This is a genomic window from Lysobacter sp., from assembly GCF_035655815.1.
GTDB lineage: Bacteria > Pseudomonadota > Gammaproteobacteria > Xanthomonadales > Xanthomonadaceae > Lysobacter_J.
Genome location: NZ_DASRTS010000047.1, coordinates 1 through 22174, shown reverse-complemented (window position 1 = coordinate 22174; position 22174 = coordinate 1). Strand labels below are relative to the sequence as shown.

The following is a 22174-nucleotide window of genomic DNA, read 5'->3' as shown; positions in this document are numbered from 1 at the left end:
TTGACTTTCGTCGTTCACCGGGAAAGCGTGAAAAGTCCCTGGATCCCCGCCTTCGCGGGGATGACGAACAAGAGCAACCGCAAATGGATCCTGACACGCCGGGACTCGAACCCATCCCGGTGCGTGCGCGAGGGCACCCAAGTGCCTCCTCGAACCCATCCCGATGCCTGCGCGAGGGCACTTCGATGCCTGCGCAAACCCGTCGCGGTGCCCGCACGAGGGCACTCCGGTGCCTGCGCGAACCCATCCGGGTGCCCGTGGGAGGGCATCACGATGCCTGCTCGAACCCCTCCCGTTGCCTGTGCGAGGGCACTCCCATGCCTGCGCGAACCCATCTTCCCGCCCGCGCGCGAGCGCCTTGATGCCCGATCGAATCCATCCGGGTGCCCGTGCGAAGGCACCCGAGTGCCTTCGCGAACCCACCCCCATGCTCATGCGCCGCCGTCTCGAAACGTAGGAGCCAGCTTGCTGGCGACCGGCGGACGAACGGAGCTGGTCGCCAGCAAGCTGGCTCTTACGTGTGTACGGGTGGTGGATCAGCGCTCCCGCAGGCGGTTGATCTCCAGGAAGATCCCGCGCGCCAGCACGCCCTGATCGGGGTGGTCGATGAAGAAGCCCTGCGCACCCAGGCCGTACAGCTGCACCGCTTCGGCGACGACCGATTGCGGCACGCCGCCCGGCGTCTGGGCCAGATAGGTCTCCTCGGCGCGCAGCGTGTACGGGTGCACCTGCAGGCCGGCCTTCAGTGCCCAGCCGAGCATGGGATGCACGAGCCCGGTCACCTGCCCGGCGAGCTGTGCCTTGCCATCGCCGTTCGCATCCACCGGCGTGGCCAGCGGAGTGCGCGGGAACAGGCTGCCCTTCCACGGGCCGACGCCGCTGGCGTAGTTCGCCTTCATCCAGGCCAGCACGGGTTCGGTCGCGAACGCGCCATAGCGCGTGGCCGGCGTCAGGCCACCTTCCACCTGCTGGACCAGTCCGCCGTACAGCGCGGCCAGATCGGCGCCGCGCGCGACGTTGTAGGCCACGTCGTAAGGCGCGGCTTCCTGCAGGTCGTCGTACAGCTGCACCAGCGGCAGGTCGATGCCCGCGGCGGGCATGAGCTTTCTTTTCAGCTCGATGAGGTTTTCCACCTCGAAGCTCTGGACGTAGATGCGGCGCGGGTCGGTGAAGCCCTCCGCCACCAGCGTTTCCACCAGCTTCGCGCCCAGCGAGGTGTTGATCGGCGTTCCGTCCAGCCTGCGCCCTTCGCGCGCGAAATACGTCGGATGCTTGGTTTCGGGATAGATGCCGATGCGGCGTCCGTTGCGGCTCTCGCGCTTCACCAGCGCGATCACCTCGGCCAGCGTCGGCACGGTGTACAGCCCGTCGAAGCGCGTGTTGCCCGGGCGGATCGCGGGGATGCGTTCCTTCGCGCGCAGGGTCTTGAGTTCGGCGAGGGTGAAGTCCTCGGTGAACCAGCCGGTCAGCGGAACGCCGTCGATGGTCTTGGTGGTGCGGCGGTTGGCGAATTCCGGACGCGAGGCGACGTCGGTGGTCCCGGAAATCTCGTTCTCGTGCCGCGCGACCAGCACGCCGTCCCGGGTCGCCACCAGGTCGGGCTCGATGAAGTCCGCGCCCTGTCGGATCGCCAGCCGGTAGGCCTCCAGCGTGTGCTCGGGCCGGTAGCCGCTGGCCCCGCGGTGCGCGATGACGATCAGACCCTGGTGCCCGGGCGGATCGGAGGGACGGTGGCGATCGGCACGCATGGCCGAATCATCGGCGAAAGCGACGGAACCGGCGACGCCGATCAGCATCAACGCGACGGCACCCAGGCTTCGAACCAGCGGGGAACTGCGCAGCAGCATGGTCACGCTCCTTGCGATGGAGGGATGCCGGCTCCCCCGTGCAGCCGGCCTTCGCATGCTTGCCGCCCAGTGTTGCGGAGCGTTGACGGTGGGGCGTCAGGTGTGACGCGTGGCGTGAACTGGGGCGGTCGACCGTCCGTCAAGGATGGTTTGTGGACTCGGCTCCGGAGAGCGCGGCTCGGCCATCCACGGCTGCGGCCGCGCGTGAGCAAGGGCTTACAAGGGTGCGGAAAGCCGCAGAGCGTGCCATTGGCATGACGCGGCCAGGGTCGAGCCCCTATCCCGCCGGGAGAGGGGTTGGGGTGAGGGTCGGCACGTGCGAATCGATCAAGCGCCCGTCGCGCACCAACGAAGGATCCGTGCCGTCGCTGGCGAGACGCGCCGACTCCGGAAAGCACGGCCCGGCCATCCATGGCCGGGCGTTCGGCACACCGCGCGGCAGTGCCGTCATTCGGGAAGGAAATGCTGCCGTCCATGGCGCGATGCTTCGGCTTCGGAAAGCCCGGCCTGGCCATCCATGGCCGGGCGTTCGGCACGCCGCGCGGCAGTGCCGCGCAAGCGGCGTGCCTCACCCACTAATAAATTGTTCCGCCAGCATGCGCTCTTCGAGGTTGTGCTCGGGATCGAACAGGAGGGTGACGGTGCGGTCGTGGGATTCGCGGATGGTGACTTCGACGACGTCGCGGACTTCGTGCGAGTCGGCGGTGGCGCTGACCGGGCGCTTGTAGGGGTCGAGTACGCGGAAGCGGACTTCCGTGTCGGCCTTTAGCACGGCGCCACGCCAGCGGCGGGGACGGAACGCGGCGATCGGCGTCAGCGCGATCACGTTCGCGCCCAGCGGCAGGATCGGGCCGTGCGCGGAGAAGTTGTACGCGGTGCTGCCGGCGGGCGTGGCGACCAGCACGCCGTCGCAGATCAGTTCGTCCAGGCGGGTCTCGCCGTTCAGATCGATCTTCAGGTGCGCGGCCTGTCGGGTCTGGCGCAGCAGCGATACCTCGTTGTAGGCCAACGACCCCACGGTCGCACCGGATTCGGTCATCGCCACCATCTCCAGCGGCCGCAGCACGGCGGGTTCGGCGGCGTGCAGGCGCGCGAGCAGGCCGTCGCCGTCGTGATGGTTCATCAGGAAACCCACCGTGCCCAGCTTCATGCCGTACACCGGCTTGCCGAGCCCGCCATGGCGGTGCAGCGTGGACAACATGAAGCCGTCGCCACCGAGCGCGACGAGGACGTCGGCTTCTTCCGGCGGATGCTGCCCGTGGCGCCCGGCGAGCGCGGTGAGTGCGTGTTGCGCCTCTTCGGCGGGACTGGCGAGGAAGGCGATGCGTGGCGTCGCGGTCATCGGCGGCTCCGGGATTGAAGGAAGCAGCATAACCGGTCGTGGTGTAAAGCCCCTCTCCCGTCGGGAGAGGGGTTGGGGTGAGGGGTATCGGAGCATCACATTCAAACCAGCTGTGTGGTGATGCATTGCGAGTTCAAGCGGCGCCGCTCCGTTACCCCTCATCCGCCCTGCGGGCACCTTCTCCCGGAGGGAGAAGGAAAGAACAAAGCCCTCTCTCCAACCGGAGAGGATGACGGGTAACGGAGCATCACGTTCAACCGATCGGTGCGGTAACGCGCTGTGCGTTCCAGGAGTACGCTCCGTCACCCTCTGCCGCCCTCCTGGCACCTTTTTCCCACGGGGAGAAGCGCAAGAAAAAGCCCGGCCGAAGCCGGGCTTTTCCATCACCATCCGAAGCGAACGCTTACGCCCCAGCCGACGCCACCTGCGCCAATCGACGCACCGCCACCGACAGGGTCGGGTAGTCCAGCGCCTTCTGGTTGTGCAGGTCGGCGAACATCGCCAGGGTGAAGCGCAACGACGAGTCGTCGCGCTTGAGCCAGGCATCGACCTTCTGCTCGACCGGCTTCCTGCCGCCGTCGGCGAGGATCTGCGACACCAGCGAACGTGCCTGCGACGCCAGTTCGTCGCGCAGCGCGCTGCGGGCCAGTGCCTGCCAGCGGCCGTCGACCGGCAACTGCTCCACCTGCTCGTACAGCCACGGCAGGCTCAGTGCGGCGCCCAGGCCGAAGTAGGCCTTGGCCACTTCCACCGGCGACAGCTTGCGGGTGAGCGCGATCTCGACGATGTCGCAGCCGAACTCCAGCAGCGGCAGCGCGGCCAGTTGCTCGGCCAGTTGCGGCGGCAGGCCCTTGGCCTTCCAGTCGGCCACGCGCGTGGCGTAGGCATCGCGACGCACGCCCGAGAGCACGTCCGGCAGCGCGCCACGCACCGCGTTGAGGCCGTCGCCGTAGCGCGCCATCGCCGCGGTGATCTCCGGCATCCTGCCCGGACGCGACAGCAGCCAGCGCGACATCGAACGCAGCAGGTGCCAGATGACCTGCAGTGCATCCACCTGCACCGACTCGGGCACCTTGCCGTCCAACGCGTCGATCTGCGACCACAGGCCGCGTGCGTCGACCGCCTCGCGGGCGATGGTGTACGCCTCGGCGACCTCGGCCGGCGTGCGGCCGGTGTCCTCGGTCATGCGCAGCGTGAACGTCGCGCCCATGCGGTTGACCATCGAGTTGGTCACGGCGGTGGCGATGATCTCGCGCTTCAGGCGGTGGCCTTCCATCGCCTTGGCGTACTTGGCCTGCAGCGGCTGCGGGAAGTAGCGCACCAGTTCCTTCGACAGGTACGGGTCTTCCGGCACGTCGGACTCCAGCAGTTGCTGGAACAGCACGATTTTGCTGTACGACAGCAGCACCGCCAGTTCCGGACGGGTCAGGCCCTGGCCACGCGCCTTGCGCTCGGCGATCTCGGCGTCGGACGGCAGGAACTCGATCTGGCGGTCCAGCAGGCCCTGCTGCTCCAGCGTGCGGATGAAGTGCTGCTTGGAGCCCAGGCGATGCACGCTCATCCGCTCCATCAGGCTCAGCGCCTGGTTCTGGCGGTAGTTGTCGTTGAGCACCAGCTGCGCGACTTCGTCGGTCATCGCCGCCAGCAGCTTGTTGCGCTCCGGCAGCGTGAGCTTCTTCTTCTGTACTTCGCCGTTGAGCAGGATCTTGATGTTCACCTCATGGTCGGAGGTGTCCACGCCGGCGGAGTTGTCGATGAAGTCGGTGTTGAGCAATACGCCGTGCTGCGCGGCCTCGATGCGGCCCAGCTGGGTCATGCCCAGGTTGCCGCCCTCGCCCACCACCTTGCAGCGCAGATCGCGGCCGTTGACGCGCAGTGCGTTGTTGGCGCGGTCGCCCACGTCGGCGTTGCTTTCGGACGAGGCCTTGACGTAGGTGCCGATGCCGCCGTTCCACAGCAGGTCCACCGGCGCCTTGAGGATGGCGCTGAGCAGTTCCACCGGGCTGAGCGCGGTCACGCTGGCTTCGATGCCCAGCGCGATCTTCACTTCCGGCGACAGCGGGATCGACTTGGCCGAGCGCGGGAACACGCCGCCGCCCTTGCTGATCAGGGTCTTGTCGTAGTCGTCCCAGCTGGAGCGCGGCAGCTTGAACATGCGCTGGCGCTCCTTGAACGACACGGCCGTATCCGGGTTCGGGTCCAGGAAGATATGGCGGTGGTCGAACGCGGCCAGCAGGCGGATGTGCTTGCTCAGCAGCATGCCGTTGCCGAACACGTCGCCGGACATGTCGCCGATGCCGACCACGGTGAAATCCTGCTTCTGGCTGTCCCGACCCATCGCACGGAAGTGGCGCTTGACCGACTCCCACGCGCCGCGCGCGGTGATGCCCATGCCCTTGTGGTCATAACCGACCGAACCGCCCGAGGCGAACGCGTCGTCCAGCCAGAAGCCGTGCGCGCGCGCGATGCCGTTGGCGATGTCGGAGAACGTCGCCGTGCCCTTGTCGGCCGCGACCACCAGGTACGGGTCGTCGCCGTCATGGCGCACCACATTCGCCGGCGGCACGACCTTGCCATCGGCCAGGTTGTCGGTGATGTCCAGCAGGCCGTTGATGAAGCGCTTGTAGCAGGCCACGCCCTCGTTGAACCACGCGTCGCGGTCCACGGCCGGGTCCGGCAGCTGCTTGGCGAAGAAGCCGCCCTTCGAGCCGACCGGCACGATCACGGTGTTCTTCACCATCTGCGCCTTGACCAGGCCCAGCACTTCGGTGCGGAAGTCCTCGCGGCGATCCGACCAGCGCAGGCCGCCACGCGCGACCGGGCCGAAGCGCAGGTGCACGCCTTCCACGCGCGGGCCGTACACGAAGATCTCGCGGTACGGGCGCGGCTTGGGCAGGTCGGGCACCTTGCTGGAATCGAACTTGAAGCTGATGTAGTCCGACGGGCCGCCGTCCACGCGCAGGCCGTCCTTGTACTGGATGTAGTAGCTGGTGCGCAGCGTGGCATCGATCACGCCGATGAAGCTGCGCAGGATGCGGTCCTCGTCCAGGCTGGCGACGCGGTCGAACAGGCCCTTCAACGCCGTGCGGGTGGCCTCGACCTGCTCCTCGCGCTTGCCGGCCCGCGCGTCGATGGCCGGCTGCAGGGCCGCCAACACCGCTTCGTCGCCATGCGCCAGTGCTTCGAGCTGCGCCCGGAAACGCTCCATGCCGGCCTTGATCTCGGCCTTGCTTTCCTTGCCCGTGGCCGGATCGAACTTGGCTTCGAACAGCTCCACCAGCAGGCGCGCCAGCAGCGGATAGCGGTTGAGCGTGCCCTCGACGTAGGCCTGCGAGAACGGCACGCCGACCTGCAGCAGGTACTTGCAGTAGCCGCGCAGCATCGACACCTGGCGCCACGACAGGTTGGCCGTGAGGATCAGGCGGTTGAAGCCGTCGTTCTCGGCATTGCCGCGCCAGATCTGCGCGAAGGCTTCCTCGAAATTCGCGTCCAGGCTGGATACGTCGAGGTTGGGATCGGCGGTTTCGACCTCGAAGTCCTGCACGAACAGCGGCGTGCCGTTGACCACCAGGCGGTACGGATGCTCGGAGATCACCCGCAGGCCCATGTTCTCCATCATCGGCAGCGCATCGGACAGCGGGATGTCGTCGTTCTGGCGATAGAACTTGAAGCGCAGGCCGCCTTCGCCGCGGTGCGTGCGGTACAGGCTCAGGCGCAGGTCGTCCGAATCCTTGAGCGCGGCCAGGTGCTCGACGTCGTCGGCGGCCACATCGGCGCTGACTTCCTCGATGTAGCCCGCCGGCAACGCACGGCCGTAGGTGTTGGTGAGGCTGAGGCCGCGCTGCTCGCCGTGGCGTGCGATCAGCCTCTCGCGCAGATCGTCCTGCCAGTTGCGCACGATCTTGGACAGTTCGTTCTCGATCAGCGAGCTGTCGATCTCGATGGCCTCGCCCGACTGCGGACGCACGATCAGGTGCAACTGCGCCAGCGGCGACTCACCGGTCAGCGTGACGGAGGAGTCGACGTGCTCGCCGTGCAGCTCGCGCTTGAGCATCGCCTCGATGCGCAGGCGCACGTCGGTGTTGAAGCGGTCGCGCGGCACGTAGGCCAGGACCGAGAAGTAACGGCCGTAGCGGTCGCGACGCAGGAACAGCTTGCTGCGCACGCGCTCCTGCAGGCCGAGGATGCCGGTGGCGGTGCGCAGCAGTTCCTCTTCGCTGGCCTGGAACAGTTCGTCGCGCGGCAGCGATTCGAGGATGTGGCGCAGGGCCTTGCCGCTGTGGCTGTCCGGCGCCAGGCCGGACTGCTGCATCACGTAGTTGTGGCGCTGGCGCACCAGCGGGATGTCCCACGGACGGCGGTTGTACGCGCTGGAGGTATACAGGCCGAGGAAGCGCTCCTCGCGGACCGGCTTGCCCTTGGCGTCGAAGCTGAGCACGCCGATGTAGTCCATGTAGCCCGGACGGTGCACGGTGGCGCGCGAGTTGGTCTTGGTCAGGATCAGCGCATCGACCGCACCCGATTGCGGCATGTAGTGCGCCGCCAGCGAGGTCAGCAGGCGCGGCTTGCCCACGTCCTTGCCGCGCAGCAGGCCCAGGCCACTGGCCTTGATGGCGCTGAGCACCTGCTCGCTGCCCTTGGGCACGACTTCGTATTCGCGGTAGCCCAGGAAGGTGAAGTGGTTGTCGGCGGCCCAGCGCAGGAACTCCTGCGCCTCGCGCTTGCCTTCCTCGCCGACCGGCAGCTTGCGCTCGCCCAGTTCGTCGGCGATGGCGATCATCTTCGCCTTCATCTGCGGCCAGTCGCGCACCGAGGCGCGCACGTCGTCCAGCACCGCCTCCAGCGCCTTCTGGATCTTCGGCATGGCCTCGGCAGGCTGGCGGTCGATCTCCAGGTGCATCAGCGATTCGGCCTGACCTTCGCCAACCGACAGGATCTTGCCCGCCTTGTCGCGCGTGAACGTCACCACCGGATGACCCAGCACGTGCACGCCGATGCCCTGCTCGGCCAGCGACATCGTCACCGAGTCGACCAGGAACGGCATGTCGTCGTTGGCGATCTGCACGACGGTGTGGCCGGACTCCCAGCCTTCGTTCTTCGCGGTCGGGTTGAACAGGCGCACCAGCGCCTTGCCCGGCTTGCGGTCGCGGGCGAAATCGAGGAAGTCGATGGCCAGCGCGGCCCAGCCCTGCGCATCGTGCTGAGGCAGCTCATCGCTGCTCATGCGCTTGTAGAAGGCGTTGATGAAGGCCTCGGTCTCGGCGTGGCGCGCCTTGGGCAGGCGCTTGCGCATCGCTTCGACGATCGGTCCCAGCGACACCGTGTCGTCCTTGGCGGCCGCCTTCGTGGCGATGGACTTCGACGCGCGTTTGGACGGTTCGTCCTTGGCCGGAGCGGTTTTGGCGGCGGATTTGGCTTCGTTACGTTTGGTGCTCATGGCAACGGGAGTTCCAATGGAAGAAGGCCCACGCTATTCGCGCGGGCCGGGGGATACGGTTCAGTACGGGCAGTTCGCGGACACGACTTCGCGCGATGCCGCTTTGCGGGCGGCCATCGCGCGTGGATTCCAGTCGCGACCGCGATCGACAGGGCAGGCGGTCAGTCGGGACGATCCGAAACGTTTCATGACGTGCTGTCGCGCGATCAGCGCAGGCCGGTCTCGTTGCGGGCGATGACCAGGCGCTGGATCTCGCTGGTGCCTTCGTAGATCTCGGTGATCTTGGCGTCGCGGAAGTAACGCTCCAGCGGCATTTCCTTCGAGTAACCCATGCCGCCGTGGATCTGCACGGCCTGGTGGGTGATCCACATGGCCGCTTCCGACGCGGTGAGCTTGGCGATGGCGGCCTCGTTGCTGAAGCGCCCGCCGGTGCGGTCGGCCTCGCCCTTCTGCCATGCCGCGCGCAGCGTCAGCAGCGTGGCCGCGTCCAGCTTGCACTTCATGTCGGCGATCTTGGCCTGGGTCATCTGGAAGGTACCGATGGGCGCGCCGAAGGCCTTGCGCTCCTTCACGTATTCCAGGGTCTTCTCGTAGGCGGCGCGGGCGATGCCGATGGCCTGGCTGGCGATGCCGATGCGGCCCGCATCTAGCACGCCCATTGCGATCTTGAAGCCCTCGCCTTCCTTGCCCAGCACTTCGTCGGGCTGCGCGACGTAGTCCGCGAACTCGATCTCGCAGGTAGCTGAGGCGCGGATGCCGAGCTTGGGTTCGGTCTTGCCGCGGTGGAAGCCCGCACGCTCGCCATCGACCAGGAACGCGGTGATGCCGCGCGCGCCCTTGTCGGGCTGGGTCATGGCGAACAGCACGAAGTACTTGGCTACCGGGCCGGACGTGATCCAGCTCTTCTTGCCGTTGATGACGTAGGTGCCGTCGGCCTGCCTGGTCGCCTTGCAGCGCATGGCGGTGGCGTCGGAGCCGGACTGCGGCTCGGTCAGCGCGAAGGCGCCGATCTCGCGGCCTTCGGCAATGGCGCGGACGTACTTCTGCTTCTGTTCCTCTGTACCGAACTTCAGGATGCCGTTGCAGAACAGCGAGTTGTTCACCGACATGATGGTCGAGTGCGCGGCGTCGCCCGCGGCGATCTCGATCATCGCCAGCACGTAGCTGATGGGGTCCATGCCGGCGCCACCGTACTGCTCGGGCACCTCGATCCCCATCAGGCCGTTCTCGCCGAGGGTCCGGATGTTCTCCAGCGGGAACTCGCCCGTCTGGTCGTGGTGTTCGGCGCTGGGAGCAATCTTTTCCTGGGCGATGCGGCGGGCCACATCCTGGATCATCAATTGCTCTTCGGTGAAGCTGAAATCCACGTAAGCACCTCGGGCGTAGTAAATCGGTTGTTCGATGTTGCAGGCCCGAAATTGTAACGGGCCCGTCGGGGTTTCGCAGGCCCAGGCCATGTTGCGCAGCGCCATATCTGCACCTTTTCGGCCTCCGGTGGAGACGGCCCCGACCAAGGGGCCAGTCGAAAAAACACCGATGCTGCTCGCCTCCTTTGAACGTCCGGCCTTGATGCAGCGCCATAGGGAGGCCTTGGAGGCCCGACAGGAAACCGGTGCCAACGACTCAAAAGCCGAAGCGGAGCCATTTGTTGGCCGCCCTGTGAATCGTGTCGCGCGCGCTTGACCCCCGGGCCCGCGCGGACGAAACTTATCTCTATATCGCGATAGGTTGATGAAGCATGGATCTGGAAGGCTGGTCTTCACGGCTCAAGGTGTTCGCCGACGCCACCCGCGTGCGGCTGCTGGCGCTGCTGGAGCGCGAGGAACTCACCGTGGCCGAACTGTCGGGCATCACCCGCCTGGCCCAGCCGCGCGTGTCCACGCACCTGGCCAAGCTGAAGGAGGCCGGGCTGGTGCGCGACCGGCGCGCCGGCGTGTCGGCCTACTACCGTTTCGACGACGGTGCGCTCGACGCGGCCCAGCGTGCCTTGTGGCAGACGCTGCGCGAAGGCAGCGACGATCCGCTGTTGCGCCAGGACGCCGAACGCGTGGCAGACGTGCTCGCCTCGCGCGCGGCGGACCAGAACTGGGCCGACACCGTGGCCGGCGACATGGAGCGCCACTACTCGCCCGGTCGCACCTGGGAGGCGATGGCGCGCTCCGCGCTTCCCCTGCTGGAACCCGGCGACGTGCTCGACGTAGCCTCCGGCGACGGCGTGCTGGCCGAACTGCTGGCGCCGCATTCGCACCGCTACGTCTGCCTGGACTCCAGCACCAAGGTCGTGCTGGCCGCGTCCGAACGCCTGCGCAAGCTGAAGAACGTCGAGGTGCGCGAGGGTGACATGCATGCGCTGCCGTTCGACGACGCGCATTTCGATCTCGTCGTACTGATGCATGCGCTGACCTATGCCGAGCACCCGGCGCAGGCCGTGGCCGAGGCGGCGCGTGTGCTGCGCCCCGGCGGGCGATTGCTGCTCACCAGCCTGGCACGCCACGAGCACCGCAACGTCGTCGAAGCGTACGGCCACGTGAACCTGGGCTTTTCGGAAAAGGAACTGCTGAAGTTCGCCACCCGTGCCGGCATCGAAGTCGGCAGTTGCGAAACCGTGACGCGCGAACGCCGGCCGCCACATTTCGAAGTGATTGCGTTGATCGGCCGCAAGCAGGGGCCAGGAATCAGGGATCAGAGACCAGGGGAAAAGCCGACATCCGCTCGGACCAGCGCGAGGAAAATCCAATGAAGACATATGGCGAAGCCGCACCGGCTCCTGACCTCCGGCAACTGACCCCTGATTCGCTGCCCTGGCTCAATCCTGCCCGCGCCGAGGCGCTACAGCGCCTGCTGCGCGAACGCATCCTGGTCCTGGACGGCGCGATGGGGACGATGATCCAACAGCACGCACTGGACGAAGCGGCCTACCGAGGCGAGCGCTTCGCACATGGCTACGACCACGCCTGGGCGCCGTCCGAACACGTGCATGGCGACGGCTGCGGCTGCGCACGCGACCAGCGCGGCAACAACGACCTGCTCAGCCTGACCCAGCCCGACATCATCCGCGACATCCATGCGCAGTACCTCGATGCCGGCGCGGACCTGATCGAGACCAATACGTTCAACTCGACCACGGTTTCGTTGGCCGACTATGGCCTTGAGCACCTGGCGCGCGAACTCAACGAGGCCGGCGCACGGCTGGCACGCGCTGCCTGTGACGACGCAGAGGCAAAGGATCCTTCACGCCCGCGATTCGCGGTCGGCGTGCTGGGGCCGACCAGCCGCACCGCTTCGCTGAGCCCGGACGTGAATCGCCCCGGCTTCCGCGCGATCACCTTCGATGAACTGCGCGCCGCCTACCGCGAAGCCGCCGACGGCCTGATCGACGGCGGCGCCGACGTGCTGATGGTCGAAACCATATTCGACACGCTCAACGCCAAGGCGGCGCTGTTCGCCATCGAAGAAGCCTTCGATGCACGCGGCGCGCGGCTGCCGGTGATGATCTCCGGCACCATCACCGACGCGTCGGGTCGCACGCTGTCGGGACAGACCGCGGAGGCGTTCTGGTATTCGGTCCGTCATTCGCAGCCGCTGGCCATCGGCCTGAACTGCGCGCTCGGCGCGCGTGATCTACGCGTGCACGTGGACGTGCTGGCCCAGGTGGCGGACGCCTACGTCAGCACGCACCCGAACGCGGGGCTGCCGAATGCATTTGGCGGTTACGACGAGACGCCCGAAGACATGGCGGCGGTGTTGGGCGAGTTCGCCCGCTCCGGGCTGCTGAACCTCGTCGGCGGCTGCTGTGGCACCACGCCGGCGCACATCGCGGCGATCGCCGCCGCGGTGCGCGACGTCGCTCCCCGCCAGCTGCCGCAGCTCGCGGCGGCCGCCTGATTCCAGCGTTGTTCCGCATCCAGAGTTCCTGATTCGATGACCGTCCTCCTTGCCCGCCAGACCCGCCTCAGCGGCCTCGAGCCGCTGCAGATCACGCCGGAAAGCAACTTCATCAACGTCGGGGAGCGCACCAACGTCACCGGCTCTGCGCAGTTCAAGAAGCTGATCCTGGAAGGACGCTTCGACGAGGCCGTCGCCGTAGCCCGCCAGCAGGTCGAGAACGGCGCGCAGGTCATCGACGTCAACATGGACGAAGGCCTGCTCGACTCCGAGAAGGCGATGGTCGATTTTCTCAACCTGATCGCGGCCGAGCCGGACATTGCGCGCGTGCCGGTGATGGTCGACAGTTCCAGGTTCAGCGTGATCGAGGCTGGCCTGCGCTGCCTGCAGGGCAAGGGCATCGTCAATTCGATCTCGATGAAGGAAGGCGAGGAAGAATTCCTGCGGCAGGCACGGCTGGTGCGCCGCTATGGCGCCGCCGTGGTGGTGATGGCCTTCGACGAGGCCGGCCAGGCGGACACGATCGAGCGCAAGGTTGAGATCTGCTCGCGCGCGTACCGGCTGTTGACGGAGAAGGTCGGCTTCCCGCCTGAGGACATCATCTTCGATCCCAACGTCTTTGCCATCGCGACGGGCATCGACGAACACAACGATTACGCCGTGGCCTTCATCGAGGCCACGCGCGAACTGAAGCGACGCTTTCCGTTCAGCCACATTTCCGGTGGCGTGTCCAACGTCAGCTTCTCGTTCCGCGGCAATGAGCCGGTGCGCCAGGCCATCCACGTGGTGTTCCTGTACCACGCGATCCGCGCGGGCATGGACATGGGCATCGTTAACGCCGGCGCGCTGCCGCTGTACGACGATCTGGATTCGGAGCTGCGCGAACGCGTCGAGGACGTCGTACTCAACCGCCGCAGCGACGCCACCGAGCGGCTGCTCGAGATCGCCGACCGCTACAAGGGAAAGAAGGGCGAGAAGAAGGTCGAAGACCTGGCTTGGCGCGACAAGCCGGTGCGCGAGCGCCTGAGCCACTCGCTGGTGCACGGCATCGACCAGTACATCGAAGCGGACACCGAAGAAGCGCGCGCGCAGGCCACGCGTCCGCTGGACGTGATCGAAGGCCCTCTGATGGACGGCATGAACGTGGTCGGCGACCTGTTCGGCGCCGGCAAGATGTTCCTGCCGCAGGTGGTGAAGTCCGCGCGCGTGATGAAGAAGGCTGTGGCCTACCTGCTGCCTTTCATCGAGGCCGAGAAGCTGCGCACGGGCGATGCCGGCAAGTCCAACGGCAAGATCGTGATGGCCACGGTGAAGGGCGACGTGCACGACATCGGCAAGAACATCGTCGGCGTGGTGCTGGCCTGCAACAACTTCGAGGTCATCGACCTGGGAGTGATGGTGCCCGCGCAAACCATCCTCGACACGGCGCGCCGCGAGAACGCCGACCTGATCGGCCTGTCCGGCCTCATCACGCCATCGCTGGAGGAGATGAGCCACGTCGCGCGCGAGATGCAGAAGCAGGGCTTCCAGATGCCGCTGCTGATCGGCGGGGCCACCACGTCGCGCGCGCACACGGCGCTGAAGATCGACCCGCATTACAAGTCGCCGACGGTGTGGGTGAAGGACGCGTCGCGTGCGGTGGGCGTCGCGCAATCGCTGATCAGCCCTGACCTGCGTGGCGGATTCGTCGCGGCCAACGATGCCGACTACGCCGAGATCCGCCAGCGCCACAAGCAGCGTGGCGACGGCAAGCGCCTGGTGTCGCTGGAGAAGGCGCGCACGCAGCGCTTCGACGGGCGTTGGGACGAATATGCGCCGCCTGCGCCGAAACAGCCGGGCCTGCACGTGTTCGACGACTATCCGCTGGACGAGCTGGTCGGGTACATCGACTGGACGCCGTTCTTCAACACCTGGGAGCTGGCCGGCAAGTACCCGGCCATCCTTACCGATGATGTCGTGGGCGCGCAGGCCAGCGAGTTGTATCGCGACGCGCAGGCGATGCTCAAGCGCATCGTCGCCGGGAAATGGCTCACGGCGAAGGCGGTATTCGGCCTGTGGCCTGCGGTGGCTGTCGGCGACGACGTCATCGTCGATGTCGACGGCGCACCCACCACACTGCACTTCCTGCGCCAGCAGGTGGACAAGCCCGTGGAGCGCCCGGACTTCTGCCTGGCCGATTTCATCGCGCCGAAGTCTTCAGGAAAGCAGGACTGGATAGGCGCATTCGCCGTCACCGCGGGCATCGGCATCGAAGAACACATCGCGCGTTTCGAAGCCGACCACGACGACTACAACGCGATCCTGCTCAAGGCCCTCGCCGACCGCTTCGCCGAGGCGCTGGCCGAACGGCTGCACCAGCGGGTGCGCAGGGAATACTGGGGCTACGCCGCCGCCGAGACGCTCGACAACGACGCGCTGATCGACGAGAAGTACGTCGGCATCCGCCCTGCCCCGGGTTATCCAGCCTGCCCCGAGCACAGCGAGAAGGCCACGCTGTTCCGCCTGCTGGACGCGGCGAGCAACGCCGGCATGCGGCTCACCGAGAGCTTCGCGATGACCCCCGCCGCCGCGGTGTCCGGCTACTACTTCAGCCATCCGGACAGCCAGTATTTCGTGGTCGGCCGTGTCTCCAAGGAGCAAGTCGAGGACTACGCACGCCGCAAAGGCGTCAGCCTCGCCCAGGCCGAACGCTGGCTGGCATCGAACCTGGATTACGACCCGGAGTGAACCGGGCGCCGAGCCCGTATGCGGTAACCGAGCCGGCGGTGCCGGAGGCCGACAACGCAGGACCGGCGCCTCCGCGTATTCACCAGACCAGATCGTCTGGCACCTGGTACTTCGGATCGGCGTAGGGATCTTCTTCCGCCGTCGCGTTCGGGTCGACCTTCAGCGCGACGGCCGGGGCGAAGATCTCCTCGGCCTGCGCGAGCACCTGCGCGGTGACCAGCAGATAGCGGCCGTCCATCTGCAGCACCCCAAGCTCGCCCGCGTTCAGCGCCTTCAGCTGCTCGTCGTTGACGTACACGCGCTTGATCTTGCCGCCGTATGGGAAATGACGGGCGATCTCGGCGTTGGGGTCGTTGAGCGCCTTGTCCTTGACCAGTTCGGCCAGCTTCGCACGTGCCTCGCGGCGCTTGCGCGCTTCCTCCTGCTTGGCCTGCTCGGCGGCGATGCGCTCTTCCTTCTCGCGCTGTGCGCGGATGGCATAAGCCTTCGCCAGGTCGATGTCCTCACGCGATTGCGGCTTGCCGCCGTGACGCGAACCACCCGGCTTGCGTGCGTCGGCATATCCGCCCGCGTGCGACTTCGCACCCTGAGGCTTCCCGTCCTGGGGCTTGGCGCCGCGCGGCTTTCCATCGTGGGGTTTGCCGTCGTGGGGCCTGGGCTGCGGCTTGCCGCCCTGCCTGGCTTGCGCCGGACGCTCGGGCTTGGGGGCCGGCTTGAAGCCCAGCCCCATCAGTTGGTCGCGAAGACTGTTGCTCATTGCGTGTGATCAGTAATGCGGCGGTGGCGGTTCCTGCGCCGGATCGGCGGCGAACGGGTTGGCCGCCATCGTGCTGCGCATGTGCTTCAGCTCTTCGAGCACCCGATGCAGCAGCAACGCGTTGCGTCCTTCTTCGTCGCGCGCCGCGGCCAGCGCGTCGCTCAGCTCGGACAGTGCCTGTTCCTGAAAGGCCAAGCGGCTTTCCAGGTCGACCAGGCGTTGTTCGAGCTCGTCGCGATTGTCGCCCATTTCAGTCCGCGTGGATCGAGCGACCGCGCCCGATGCCGTAATAGGCCAGGCCGGCGGCCTCGACCTCGTCCGGATGGTACAGGTTGCGCCCGTCGAAGATCACCGCGTCCCCCAGCGACTGCCGCAGGCGTTGGAAATCGGGGCTGCGGAACTGCTTCCACTCGGTGACCACGATCAGGGCGTCGGCGTCGGCCAGCGCGGCGCGCGCGGAATCGCACAGCACCAGGTCGTCGCGTTCGCCGAAGATACGCTGGGCCTCGTGACGCGCCTCTGGATCATAGGCGCGCACCTTCGCGCCGCTGTCCCACAGCAGTTGCAGCAACCGCCGGCTGGAGGCCTCGCGCATGTCGTCGGTATTGGGCTTGAAGGCCAGACCCCACACGGCGAACGTCTTGCCGGCGATGCTGCCGCCGTAATGACGCTGGATCAGCTCGAACAGGTGCGCCTTCTGGCGGTCGTTGACCGACTCCACCGCACCAAGCAGTTCGGCGTGGTAACCATGCTGCTGCGCGGTTTTCGCCAGCGCCTGCACGTCCTTGGGGAAGCACGAGCCGCCATAGCCGGCGCCGGGATAGATGAAGTGCCAGCCGATGCGCGGGTCGGAGCCGATGCCCTGGCGCACCATCTCCACGTCGGCGCCGACCTTCTCGGCGATGTTGGCGATCTCGTTCATGAAGCTGATCTTGGTCGCCAGCATCGCGTTGGCCGCGTACTTGGTCAGCTCCGCCGAACGCACGTCCATCACCACGATGCGCTCGTGGTTGCGGTTGAACGGCGCGTACAGGCGCTTGAGCTTCTCGATGGCCGACGCGCTGGACGCGCCGATGATGATGCGGTCCGGTCGCATGCAGTCGTTGACCGCATCGCCTTCCTTCAGGAATTCCGGATTGGACACCACGTCGAACGGCACATCGACGCCGCGCTTTTTCAGTTCGTCGGCGATGGCGGCACCGACCTTGTCGGCCGTGCCGACCGGCACCGTGGACTTGTTGACGACCACCGCCGGACGCTCACGGTGCTGGCCGATAGTGCGGGCCACCGCCAGCACGTACTTGAGGTCCGCGCTGCCGTCCTCGTCGGGCGGCGTGCCCACGGCGATGAAGATCACATCGCCGTGCGCGATGGCGCTGGCTGCGTCCGTGGTGAAGCTCAGGCGGCCGGCCGCGTGGTTCGCCTTCACCATCGGCTCCAGGCCGGGCTCGTAGATCGGGATCACGCCCTGGTTGAGGCCATCGACCTTGGCCTGGTCGATGTCGACGCAGACCACGTCGTGGCCTACGTCGGACAGACAGGTACCCGTGACAAGGCCGACATAACCGGTGCCGAAAATGGTGACTCGCATGCGTACTCCCGTGGGCCAGAGAAATCAGGACCAAGCCGGAGACCGGACGACGCGTGCCGTCGCCCGGCGCTCGCGCTCGTTCCTTACTTCTGCGGCTTGACGATGTCGAGCAACTCGACTTCGAACACGAGGGTCTGGTTGGGGCCGATCGGACCCGCGCCCTGCTCGCCGTAGGCGAGGTTGCTCGGAATCCAGAAACGATACTTGCTGCCCACGGGCATCAGCGTGATGCCCTCCTGCCAGCCCGGCACCAGCTGGCTCAGCACGAACGTTGCCGGCTGGCCGCGATCATAGGAGCTGTCGAACGTCTTGCCGTCCAGCAGCGAGCCCTTGTAGTGCGCGCTCACCGCGTCGCTGGCCTGCGGCTTCGGACCCTTGCCTTCGGTCAGGACCTGGTATTGCAGGCCGGAGGCCGTGGTCACTACGCCCTGCTTCTTGCCGTTCTCGGCCATGAACTTGCGGCCGTCTTCCAGGTTCTTCTTCGCGTCGGCCATCATCTTGGCGATGCGCTGCGCCTGCACCTTCTGCGCGAACGCCTCGCGGATCTCGCCGGCCTGCTTCTCGTCCAGCAACAGTTTCTCGCCGGCCAGCGAGGACTTGAGCGCCTTGTGCAGTGTCTCGATGTCGATCTCGTCCTTGACCGGCTCCAGCGAGCGCGCCATGTCCATGCCGATCATGTAGCTGACCTGTTCCTTCTCGGTTGCCAGGCCCGGGATCTTCTTCGCCGCGCCTTCGGCCTGCGTGTCCTTCGCGGTCGCATCGGCTTCGGCCTTGTCGGCGGGTTTGTTGCACGCGGCGGTCAGCGCGGCGAGCGATGCGACGGCCAGGGCGAGGCCGGTATGGCGTGGGGAGAACTTCATCGGACGGGACTCCAGGTGAGAAGAATCGCCGGGACGGCATGCACCACCCCGACGTTGCGGCCTGACAAACTGCCAGCGGCGAACTGAACCTCAGGCGTACCGCGCCCGCCGGGCGCGGCGATCGCCGCGTGTTACAGGATTGCCATCAGTTCGACATCGAACACCAGCGTGGCGTTCGGGCCGATCGGACCGCCCGGCGTGCCGCGCGGACCGTAAGCCAGATCGCCCGGAATCCAGAAACGGAACTTGCTGCCCACCGGCATCATGGCGACGCCTTCGGTCCAGCCGGCGATCACCTGATTCAGCGCGAACTCGGCGGGCTGGCCGCGATCGACCGAACTGTCGAACACGGTGCCGTCGAGCAGCGTGCCGTGATAGTTGACGCGTACGCGGTCGGTGGCCTTGGGACGCGGGCCTGAGCCCTGGCGCAGCACCATGTACTGCAGGCCCGAGCCGGTGGTGAAGACACCCTTCTGCGTCTTGTTCTGCGCGAGGAACTTCTCGCCCTCGGCCTTGTTCTTGTCGCCCAGCTGCGCGGCCTGCGCCTGCATCTTGGCCTGCACCTTCTGCGCGAACGCTTCGCGAGTGGCACCCAGCTCGGTCTCGCTCAGCAGCGGCTTGCCCTTGTCGAACGAGGTGCGGATTGCCTGCACGATCACCGGCAGTTCCAGTTCGTCCTTGATCGGCGCCAGCGAACGGCCGACGTCGGCGCCCACGAGATACGCGACCTTGTCCTTCGGCACGTCGGGCACCTTCGCACCCGCCGGCGCCTGGCCCGTGCGCGAGGCGATGCGCTGCATCAGCGCGGGACCGACCTGCTGCGCTTCCTCTTCGGTGATCAGCGGCTTGCCGCCGTCGAAGGCGTTCTTGATGGCGCGCTCGAATGCGGCCAGGTCGATGTCCGGTGCGACGGGCGCGATCGATTGGGCGATGTCGGTGCCCACCATGTAGCTGGTCTTTTCGCGTTCGGTCGTCAGCACGGTCTTGTCCTGGGCAGAGGCGGCCGCGCCGATCAGCGTGGCTGCAGAGGTAAGCAACACGGCGGCGCCGCGCAGAAAAGCCTTCATCGGGAACCTACTCCGTATGGGAAATGTCGACCGGCCCTGGCCGGTGTTGCGGGGCGAAGGCTTCGTGCCCGTGCCGCGCAAGCGGTGCATTGTCGCGGCAGCGCGCCGCATCGGCAATCGCCGTGCGGGCTTCACCTGGCCTTCGCGCGAGTGACCGCCAGCGCCTTTTCGATGGCGGCGATGACCTGCGGATCGTTGGGCGTGACCTTGCTGCCGAAGCTGGCGATCAGGCGACCGTCCCGGCCAATCAGATATTTGTGGAAATTCCACTTCGGCGCCTCGCCCGCAGCCCGGGCCAGGTCCCGGTAGAGCGGCGTCGCCTCGTCGCCTACCACGTGCACCTTCTGGAACATCGGGAATTTCACGCCATAGGTCAGCGTGCAGAACGCCTGGATCTGCTGCTCGTCCTCGAATTCCTGCGCCTTGAAGTCGCCCGAGGGAAAGCCGAGCACGGCGAATCCACGCGTGCGGTACTTCGCGTGCAGCGCTTCCAGCGCCTCGAATTGCGGCGTGTAACCGCACTTGCTGGCGGTGTTCACCACCAGCAGTACGTCGCCGCCATAAGCCTGCGCCAGATTGACGGGTTCCTTCCCCGCCAGCGGACGGAAGCTCCGGTCGAGCAGTCCGCCTGCGGCCGTGGCAAAAGCGGCCACCAGCAGCAAAGACAGGGTCAGGAAGCGGGCCGGATGCTTGCGGATTCGCTGGCGCGGGTGCATGGGAGCCACTCTGGTGCGGAGTCAGCCGCGAGTATGGGCCTCCGGCGACCGTCCGTCGGTCTATGCCTTCAGTTGGGTGGACCGGAGTTGACCGGGCGTCTTTTGGTGTTATAGTTGCCTACATCACCGGTTGACCAACGAGCAGGACGTTCACCATGAACCGCAGGTTCCAGAACTCGCTCACCGCACTGCTGGCCTCCGCCTCGGCACTGGCCCTGTGCCTGGCGCTGGCCGTGCCCGCGCCGCACAAGGCCGAGCCCCGCCCCGTCGCCCTGCAACTGGGCCCGGTCGATTTCACCTTCACGCCGGCCGCCGGCAACGACGCCAGCCGCGCCCAGCAGATGGACGCGCTGGTCCGCAGCATCGAACACCGCGCCGGCAGCGTCGATACCTTTGCCGACGCCGCCACCCTCACTGCCGAGCTGGCCACCGCCGCCGCCTTGGCCCGCACCCTCCAGGACTCCCACGAGAACGCCGCCATCGATTCCGAAAAGAAGCAGGCAAGGACCGCCGCCCGGCATCGCCGGCAAACCCTTGTCATGCCTTATTTCTCATTCGCACCGCGGGGCTGAACCATGACCGCAATCCAATGGAGCGACGGCGCTCCAATCTATCGCCAGCTGAAGGAGCGCGTGATCGCGATGATGCTCGACGGGGTTCTCAAGCCCGGCGATGCACTGCCATCCGTTCGCCAGGTCGCCGCCGAATACCAGCTCAATCCAATCACCGTCTCGCGCGCCTATCAGGAACTGGCGGACGAGGCACTCGTCGAGAAACGCAGGGGTCTGGGCATGTACGTGACCGAAGAGGCCGCAAAGAAGCTGCTGTTCAACGAACGCGAACGTTTCCTGCGCGAGGAATGGCCGCTGGTGCTGGAACGCATCATGCGCCTGGGCCTGACGCCTGAAGAACTGCTGGTCGACGCCAAGGCAGGTTCGCCATGAATGCCGACACCTTCGACGTAACCACGGGCGTTCCCGTGGTCAGCGCACGCCATCTGCGCAAGGCCTACAAGAACAAGGTCGCCCTCGACGACGCCGCGTTCGACATCCCCGCCGGCCGCATCGTCGGCCTGATCGGCCCCAACGGCGCCGGCAAGACCACGGCGCTCAAGGCCATGCTCGGGCTCACGCCGTTCGACGGCGAGATGAGCGTGCTCGGCCGCGATCCGCGCAGCCAGCGCGACGACCTGATGCAGGATGTCTGCTTCATCGCCGACGTGGCCGTGCTGCCGCGCTGGATCAGGGTGAAGGAAGCCATCGAGTTCGTCGCCGGCGTGCACCCGCGCTTCGACATGGCCCGCTGCGAGCGTTTCCTCGCCGGCACCCAGCTCAAGCCGAACCTCAAGGTTCGCGAAATGAGCAAGGGCATGATCGTGCAGCTGCACCTGGCGCTGGTCATGGCGATCGACGCGAAGCTGCTGGTGCTCGACGAGCCGACGCTCGGCCTCGACATCCTGTACCGCAAGCAGTTCTACCAGCGCCTGCTCGAGGACTACTTCGACGAGGACAAGACGATCGTCATCACCACGCACCAGGTCGAGGAGGTCGAGCACATCCTCACCGACGTGATGTTCATCCGCGACGGCCGCGTGGTGCTCAACACCGACATGGACTCGGTCGGCTCGCGCTACGTCGAGGTCATGCTCAATGCCGACCGCGTCGACGAGGCCCGCGCGCTGTCGCCGGTCGACGAGCGCGCGCTGCCGTTCGGCAAGACCGTGATGCTGTTCGACGGCGTGCCCGCCGAGCGGCTCGCCGCGCTCGGCGAGATCCGCACGCCCGGCCTCGCCGACCTGTTCGTCGCCACCATGAAGGGGACCTACTCATGAACGCCGCCCTCGACACCCTGCCGGCGCGTGCGCCGGTCGCCGCACCGCACGCCACCCACAAGTTCAGGCTGCTGCTCCGCCGCGAGTTCTGGGAGCACAAGGGCGGCTTCCTCT

At 66.8% G+C, this 22174-nt stretch carries 16 protein-coding genes; 6 read left to right on the top strand and 10 right to left on the bottom strand.

From position 1 onward, the window contains the following. Positions 1-536 precede the first annotated feature (536 nt). From VFE83_RS13200 to VFE83_RS13185, 4 genes are all read right to left on the bottom strand, one after another. The gene (locus VFE83_RS13200; protein WP_324906874.1) at positions 537-1847 is read right to left on the bottom strand and encodes a glycerophosphodiester phosphodiesterase family protein; all 1311 of its coding nucleotides are present in this window, start codon (positions 1845-1847) and stop codon (positions 537-539) included. 568 nt (positions 1848-2415) lie between these two features. Next, entirely contained in the window at positions 2416-3189 is a 774-nt protein-coding gene (locus VFE83_RS13195; protein WP_324906872.1) for an NAD kinase, read from the bottom strand. A 403-nt stretch (positions 3190-3592) separates the two neighbouring features. Further along, entirely contained in the window at positions 3593-8626 is a 5034-nt protein-coding gene (locus tag VFE83_RS13190) for an NAD-glutamate dehydrogenase (protein ID WP_324906869.1), read from the bottom strand. A gap of 206 nt (positions 8627-8832) precedes the next feature. Continuing rightward, the gene (locus VFE83_RS13185) at positions 8833-10017 is read right to left on the bottom strand and encodes an acyl-CoA dehydrogenase family protein (protein ID WP_414674743.1); all 1185 of its coding nucleotides are present in this window, start codon (positions 10015-10017) and stop codon (positions 8833-8835) included. 347 nt (positions 10018-10364) lie between these two features. Here VFE83_RS13185 and VFE83_RS13180 point away from each other — a divergent pair, with 347 nt between their 5' ends. Genes VFE83_RS13180 through metH form a run of 3 tightly spaced genes read left to right on the top strand, consistent with a single transcriptional unit; the run spans position 10365 to position 15238 of the window. Further along, entirely contained in the window at positions 10365-11366 is a 1002-nt protein-coding gene (locus VFE83_RS13180) for a metalloregulator ArsR/SmtB family transcription factor (protein ID WP_324906865.1), read from the top strand. Next, positions 11363-12511 (top strand): homocysteine S-methyltransferase family protein, encoded by a 1149-nt coding sequence (locus VFE83_RS13175; RefSeq protein ID WP_324906863.1) that lies wholly within the window; start codon positions 11363-11365, stop codon positions 12509-12511. Before VFE83_RS13180 ends, VFE83_RS13175 begins: the two co-directional genes overlap by 4 nt. A gap of 36 nt (positions 12512-12547) precedes the next feature. Beyond that, positions 12548-15238 carry a methionine synthase gene (gene metH / locus VFE83_RS13170; protein WP_324906861.1) on the top strand — a complete coding sequence of 897 codons (2691 nt, stop codon included), beginning with the start codon at positions 12548-12550 and terminating at the stop codon, positions 15236-15238. 79 nt (positions 15239-15317) lie between these two features. Here metH and VFE83_RS13165 read toward each other — a convergent pair whose 3' ends face one another. The 6 genes from VFE83_RS13165 to VFE83_RS13140 all read right to left on the bottom strand — a co-directional run bounded on the left by VFE83_RS13165 (position 15318) and on the right by VFE83_RS13140 (position 20229). Further along, positions 15318-15995 carry a DUF2058 domain-containing protein gene (locus VFE83_RS13165; RefSeq protein ID WP_324906859.1) on the bottom strand — a complete coding sequence of 226 codons (678 nt, stop codon included), beginning with the start codon at positions 15993-15995 and terminating at the stop codon, positions 15318-15320. Between the two features lie 9 nt (positions 15996-16004). After that, positions 16005-16244, bottom strand: coding sequence for a SlyX family protein (locus tag VFE83_RS13160; protein WP_324906857.1), 240 nt, complete (start codon positions 16242-16244; stop codon positions 16005-16007). A 1-nt stretch (position 16245) separates the two neighbouring features. Further along, positions 16246-17586, bottom strand: coding sequence for a UDP-glucose/GDP-mannose dehydrogenase family protein (locus VFE83_RS13155; RefSeq protein ID WP_324906855.1), 1341 nt, complete (start codon positions 17584-17586; stop codon positions 16246-16248). An 83-nt stretch (positions 17587-17669) separates the two neighbouring features. Beyond that, on the bottom strand, positions 17670-18446 hold the full coding sequence (locus VFE83_RS13150; RefSeq protein WP_324906854.1) for an FKBP-type peptidyl-prolyl cis-trans isomerase: 777 nt from the start codon (positions 18444-18446) through the stop codon (positions 17670-17672). A gap of 131 nt (positions 18447-18577) precedes the next feature. Further along, positions 18578-19513, bottom strand: a complete 936-nt coding sequence (locus VFE83_RS13145; RefSeq protein ID WP_324906852.1) for an FKBP-type peptidyl-prolyl cis-trans isomerase — start codon at positions 19511-19513, stop codon at positions 18578-18580. Positions 19514-19644: 131 nt separating this feature from the next. Next, positions 19645-20229: a glutathione peroxidase gene (locus tag VFE83_RS13140; protein WP_324906850.1), complete on the bottom strand. Its 585-nt coding sequence runs from the start codon at positions 20227-20229 to the stop codon at positions 19645-19647. 155 nt (positions 20230-20384) lie between these two features. Between VFE83_RS13140 and VFE83_RS13135 the strand changes: the two genes are divergently transcribed. From VFE83_RS13135 to VFE83_RS13125, 3 genes are read left to right on the top strand one after another with little or no spacing between them, the layout of a single operon-like run. Next, the gene (locus VFE83_RS13135; protein ID WP_324906848.1) at positions 20385-20801 is read left to right on the top strand and encodes a hypothetical protein; all 417 of its coding nucleotides are present in this window, start codon (positions 20385-20387) and stop codon (positions 20799-20801) included. A gap of 3 nt (positions 20802-20804) precedes the next feature. Beyond that, positions 20805-21173 (top strand): GntR family transcriptional regulator, encoded by a 369-nt coding sequence (locus VFE83_RS13130; RefSeq protein WP_324906846.1) that lies wholly within the window; start codon positions 20805-20807, stop codon positions 21171-21173. Then, positions 21170-22060 (top strand): ABC transporter ATP-binding protein, encoded by an 891-nt coding sequence (locus VFE83_RS13125; protein WP_324906844.1) that lies wholly within the window; start codon positions 21170-21172, stop codon positions 22058-22060. The genes VFE83_RS13130 and VFE83_RS13125 overlap by 4 nt, the downstream gene beginning before the upstream one ends. Positions 22061-22174: the final 114 nt, after the last annotated feature.

Coding starts and splice junctions, on each gene's coding strand:
- VFE83_RS13200 (WP_324906874.1), bottom strand. CDS start 1,847: ATGCTGCTGCGCAGTTCCCCGCTGGTTCGAAGCCTGGGTGCCGTCGCG.
- VFE83_RS13195 (WP_324906872.1), bottom strand. CDS start 3,189: ATGACCGCGACGCCACGCATCGCCTTCCTCGCCAGTCCCGCCGAAGAG.
- VFE83_RS13190 (WP_324906869.1), bottom strand. CDS start 8,626: ATGAGCACCAAACGTAACGAAGCCAAATCCGCCGCCAAAACCGCTCCG.
- VFE83_RS13180 (WP_324906865.1), top strand. CDS start 10,365: ATGGATCTGGAAGGCTGGTCTTCACGGCTCAAGGTGTTCGCCGACGCC.
- VFE83_RS13175 (WP_324906863.1), top strand. CDS start 11,363: ATGAAGACATATGGCGAAGCCGCACCGGCTCCTGACCTCCGGCAACTG.
- metH (WP_324906861.1), top strand. CDS start 12,548: ATGACCGTCCTCCTTGCCCGCCAGACCCGCCTCAGCGGCCTCGAGCCG.
- VFE83_RS13165 (WP_324906859.1), bottom strand. CDS start 15,995: ATGAGCAACAGTCTTCGCGACCAACTGATGGGGCTGGGCTTCAAGCCG.
- VFE83_RS13160 (WP_324906857.1), bottom strand. CDS start 16,244: ATGGGCGACAATCGCGACGAGCTCGAACAACGCCTGGTCGACCTGGAA.
- VFE83_RS13155 (WP_324906855.1), bottom strand. CDS start 17,586: ATGCGAGTCACCATTTTCGGCACCGGTTATGTCGGCCTTGTCACGGGT.
- VFE83_RS13150 (WP_324906854.1), bottom strand. CDS start 18,446: ATGAAGTTCTCCCCACGCCATACCGGCCTCGCCCTGGCCGTCGCATCG.
- VFE83_RS13145 (WP_324906852.1), bottom strand. CDS start 19,513: ATGAAGGCTTTTCTGCGCGGCGCCGCCGTGTTGCTTACCTCTGCAGCC.
- VFE83_RS13140 (WP_324906850.1), bottom strand. CDS start 20,229: ATGCACCCGCGCCAGCGAATCCGCAAGCATCCGGCCCGCTTCCTGACC.
- VFE83_RS13135 (WP_324906848.1), top strand. CDS start 20,385: ATGAACCGCAGGTTCCAGAACTCGCTCACCGCACTGCTGGCCTCCGCC.
- VFE83_RS13130 (WP_324906846.1), top strand. CDS start 20,805: ATGACCGCAATCCAATGGAGCGACGGCGCTCCAATCTATCGCCAGCTG.
- VFE83_RS13125 (WP_324906844.1), top strand. CDS start 21,170: ATGAATGCCGACACCTTCGACGTAACCACGGGCGTTCCCGTGGTCAGC.